Source organism: Scytonema hankhaensis NUACC26 (genome assembly GCF_045865695.1).
Lineage (GTDB): Bacteria > Cyanobacteriota > Cyanobacteriia > Cyanobacteriales > Nostocaceae > Scytonema.
Genome location: NZ_BAACAP010000023.1, coordinates 1 through 4,063 on the forward strand (window position 1 = coordinate 1; position 4,063 = coordinate 4,063).

General features: G+C 42.0%; 6 protein-coding genes and 1 pseudogene. 4 read left to right on the plus strand and 3 right to left on the minus strand.

Annotated features, from left to right (window positions below; translation table 11 throughout):
- The coding region (locus ACKTT2_RS00345) for a nickel-dependent hydrogenase large subunit (protein ID WP_407882829.1) at window positions 1–906 on the plus strand (906 nt) is incomplete at its 5' end.
- A gap of 374 nt (window positions 907–1,280) precedes the next feature.
- On the opposite strand, the gene ACKTT2_RS00350 is transcribed toward ACKTT2_RS00345, so the two are convergent.
- Genes ACKTT2_RS00350 through ACKTT2_RS00360 form a run of 3 tightly spaced genes read right to left on the minus strand, consistent with a single transcriptional unit; the run spans window position 1,281 to window position 2,313 of the window.
- On the minus strand, window positions 1,281–1,763 hold the full coding sequence (locus ACKTT2_RS00350; RefSeq protein WP_407882831.1) for a NifU family protein: 483 nt from the start codon (window positions 1,761–1,763) through the stop codon (window positions 1,281–1,283).
- A gap of 58 nt (window positions 1,764–1,821) precedes the next feature.
- The gene (locus ACKTT2_RS00355; protein ID WP_407882834.1) at window positions 1,822–2,046 is read right to left on the minus strand and encodes a hypothetical protein; all 225 of its coding nucleotides are present in this window, start codon (window positions 2,044–2,046) and stop codon (window positions 1,822–1,824) included.
- Window positions 2,047–2,100: 54 nt separating this feature from the next.
- The gene (locus ACKTT2_RS00360; RefSeq protein ID WP_407882836.1) at window positions 2,101–2,313 is read right to left on the minus strand and encodes a hypothetical protein; all 213 of its coding nucleotides are present in this window, start codon (window positions 2,311–2,313) and stop codon (window positions 2,101–2,103) included.
- Between the two features lie 125 nt (window positions 2,314–2,438).
- Here ACKTT2_RS00360 and ACKTT2_RS00365 point away from each other — a divergent pair, with 125 nt between their 5' ends.
- The 3 genes and pseudogenes from ACKTT2_RS00365 to ACKTT2_RS00375 form a co-directional block, all read left to right on the plus strand.
- The gene (locus ACKTT2_RS00365) at window positions 2,439–2,720 is read left to right on the plus strand and encodes a hypothetical protein (protein WP_407882838.1); all 282 of its coding nucleotides are present in this window, start codon (window positions 2,439–2,441) and stop codon (window positions 2,718–2,720) included.
- A 259-nt stretch (window positions 2,721–2,979) separates the two neighbouring features.
- The gene (locus ACKTT2_RS00370) at window positions 2,980–3,942 is read left to right on the plus strand and encodes an NADH-quinone oxidoreductase subunit B family protein (protein ID WP_407882840.1); all 963 of its coding nucleotides are present in this window, start codon (window positions 2,980–2,982) and stop codon (window positions 3,940–3,942) included.
- Window positions 3,943–3,989: 47 nt separating this feature from the next.
- Window positions 3,990–4,063: pseudogene (locus ACKTT2_RS00375) on the plus strand (nickel-dependent hydrogenase large subunit); the annotation flags it as partial.

Consider the following 4,063-nt stretch of genomic DNA (forward strand, 5'->3'; position numbering starts at 1 on the left):
GCCAATTCTGACTTGGGTTTTTACTGGCGTATGGGTTTAGATATTGGTTTAGATAAGTATGGTGCAGGTGTAGGTAAATATGTTAGTTGGGGATACCTACCTCACGAGTCAAAATATCAAAAACCAACAATAGAGGGACGAAATGCTGCTCTATTTATGAAGAGTGGAGTGTATGACAGTTTTAACGACACTCACACTTTAATGGAGCATCCGTTTGCTCGCGAAAATACCACTCATGCGTGGTACGACGAAGGAACAGAAGACATTCATCCTTTTAACCGCACAACCAAACCTATTAAAAACAACACCAAAGATTTTGAAGGGAAATATTCTTGGTCAACAGCAGTACGTCATCAAGACTTTGGACGGTTAGAAGCAGGCGCACTTGCACGCCAATTAGTAGCAGGTGGCACACATGGCGAGCCTTGGCAGCATTATGACGGATTTATCCTCAATGTATTTAAGCAGTTGGGCGGTGCAAGTATTCATTTGCGTCAACTCGCACGAGTTCACGAAATGGTTCAGTTGTATCGACAAGCAGAACGCTGTTTGCGCGAGTTCCGGTTAAACGACCCCTGGTATATCAAACCCAAAGAAAAAGACGGACAAGGTTGGGGTGCAACTGAAGCGGCACGAGGTGCTTTGTGTCACTGGGTACACATAGAAGGTGGTAAGATTAAAAATTACCAAATCATGGCTCCGAGTACTTGGAATATAGGACCCCGCGATGCTGAAGGGATACGCGGACCTATTGAGGAAGCTTTGATTGGAACCCCTATATTTGACTCTACCGATCCAGTGGAAGTTGGTCACGTAGCGCGATCGTTTGATTCTTGTCTCGTTTGCACCGTTCACGCCCACGACGCAAAAACGGGTCAAGAACTTGCACGGTTTCGGACAGCGTAATTATATCATGTTGGATTTTAGATTTTGGATTAAGAAAGCTTTGCTTAGATAACTGCCATATTCCCAACAAATCAATCATCCATCTTGTGGTACGGGCGTCCTCGCCCGTCTTCTATCAGTAGCGGGCTAGAAGCCCGCACCACCAGAAATTCAGTAGCGGGCTAGAAGCCCGCACCACCAGAAATAGTAAAAGATTTGTATTTGGTAGAACTGATGCTCAACAAATCAATCATCCATCTTGTGGTACGGGCGTCCTCGCCCGTCTTCTATCAGTAGCAGGCTTCTAGCCCGCACCACCAGAAATTTAGTAGCGGGCTAGAAGCCCGTACCACCATAAATGTCATGAAATTTTGTCTTTGGCAGTTCTTAACAAATCAATGAACAGCAATAACGTTTGTAATTTCAGGACAATATGTTTTTATCGTCTGTTCGATGCTTTGAGATAACGTTAGATTAGAAGCCGGACAATGACCGCAAGCACCTGTTAATTTTACTTCCACCGTATCTGGTGGTTTAATAGCTACAAGCTGGACATCTCCGTTATGGCTTTTTAAGCCAGGACGGACTTGCTCGAGAGCTTCTTGAATGCGTTGTGATAAGGGTGGTGCAGGAGGTTTAATGAGTTCGTGGTACAGCAAAACTCCATAAACGACTTCATCTCGAACAGCATTGCGTAGAGCTGGCATGGATTCTTGCTTAACACTTTTAATTAAACGTGTCAATGCTTCCTTGTGTAAAGCTTCAATTGCTCGTTTGAATCCTGCAGCTACACCTCTTTGAGTTTCTTCCCATTCGGCAATAATTGCTTCAAACCGGCTGATTTCTGTAACTAATTCTTCAAGTGTTTCTTGAGTCATGTATCCTTTTTGTGGCTTCTTAATTGTTAACGGTTTAACCGATCGCTAACAATCTAAATTACTTCATTTTAAAGTCTTTGAAGAGGAAAGGCATCATTATACCTGTCAGTATGCTAGAGATAGCAACTGCTAGTAATAATGGTATTTTTACTAATGCTAATGAGACTAATACTAACGAACTGATGATAGTCGCGATCGCTATTTGTTTGATAAAATCAACGGGGTCTCGAAATAACTTACCTTTGAAAAATAATTTACCAGAAAACCATGCAATTTGAAACATAATGTCTCCCTTTAACAGTGAGCAGTGACCAGTGACCGGTGACCAGTGACCTAGTTAATTGAGTAGAATTTGTAATATGGCTAGTCCTACAATGATGCCAGGAATTACACCAGCGGGACCTAACAAGCTACCCAGTGAAGCGGCAAATTGGTAACCAAACTCTTTGCCTGCTAATAGCATTCCACCAATAGCGCCACCAACCAGAGATAGGAGAAGTCCTAGTGAAAGTAACAAAAAATCTCCTATCAAGTTAACATCATTTGTCATAATTCTTAAGAGTATCTCTAAAACAAGGCTCTATTTTTTTAGAAATACCATAACAAAAGTTTATTTGAAAGACCTTATGGAAATCTCATATAGATCTTCTATAAAAAATTTTCTTAACAAAGCTTTTGAAATTTTTAATTGATACAAAAGCTATAGCAGTACGAGAGCGTTATTTAGACTCTCTCTTCTCAGATATTGTACTGTACTGTAGGGTAGATAAGAGTATGCAAATCCTACCAATTCATGAGTCTATTGATTTGTTAAGTAATAGATCTCTTTTACACCTGTATAAATATAAGATATTAGACTGTGCGATCGCAAAAACAATGCGATCGATGAAAAGCTTCAGAACTTGTCATGGTTTCATGAATTTTGGAGCAATCGTAAAGCACTACATTGCAAAATAATTCATAATATAAGGATAAATGTTGGTCAACAGGTAAGACTCTCACACAGTTTCGTTAAGTTTTGTTCTAAAAAATTTCCATAGGTAATATGTCAACGTTGGCATAGTTTCCTCGCTGTTGAGAGGCTTGGATCTTCAACGCTACTCCCCGAACCAAGCCTCTTTTTCATACATCTGTATTGACCAAACTGTTTTTGTTGAGACTCCACTGAACCTATCATTTGAGCAATATATTGTCGGCAATAAAAAACACATCACAGATGACTAACGTACTCTGGTTGCAAGGTGGTGCTTGTTCGGGTAACACCATATCATTTTTAAATGCTGAAGAACCTACCGTCTGCGATTTAATCGCTGATTTTGGCATTAAAGTCCTATGGCATCCGTCTTTAGGGCTAGAACTAGGCGATCGCTTACAAGCGCTTTTGCGGGACTGTATTTCTGGAAAAGTTCCTCTTGATATATTAGTCTTTGAAGGGACTGTGGTCAATGCTCCTAACGGAACGGGTAACTGGAATCGGTTTGCCGAACGTCCGATGAAAGATTGGTTGCTCGATCTATCAAAAGCTGCCAAATTTGTTGTAGCAGTAGGAGATTGCGCGACCTGGGGAGGAATTCCAGCCACTGCACCCAACCCCAGCCAATCACAGGGCTTGCAATTTCTCAAACGGCAAAAGGGCGGTTTTTTAGGAACAGAATATCGATCTCAAGCAGGTCTTCCAGTTATCAATATCCCTGGATGTCCCGCGCATCCTGACTGGATTAGCCAAATATTAGTTGCGATCGCAACAGGGCGTTTGGACGACATAACCCTTGACGAGTTCAATCGCCCGCAAACATTTTTCAAAAGTTTTACACAAACAGGTTGTACCCGTAACGTCCATTTTGCCTACAAAGCATCAGTTGCGGAGTTTGGTCAGCGCAAAGGATGTCTGTTCTACGACTTAGGTTGTCGCGGTCCCATGACTCATTCATCATGCAACCGTATTTTATGGAACCGAGTCTCCTCCAAAACCCGTGCGGGAATGCCGTGTTTGGGTTGTACCGAACCAGAATTCCCCTTCTATGACCTCGAACCAGGAACAGTGTTTAAGACACAAACCTTGATGGGAGTTCCTAAAGACATCCCGCCCGGTATGAAAAGGCAAGACTATGCTTTTCTTACCGTTGTCGCTAAGAACATAGTACCTACCTGGGCAGAAGAAGATATTTTTACAGTCTAGTCAGTGACCAGTGACCAGTGACCAGTGACAAATGACAAAGGACAAAAATGACAATTCAAACACTAGATATTTCACCCGTTGGAAGAGTTGAGGGCGATTTAGATGTTCGCGTCGATATAGA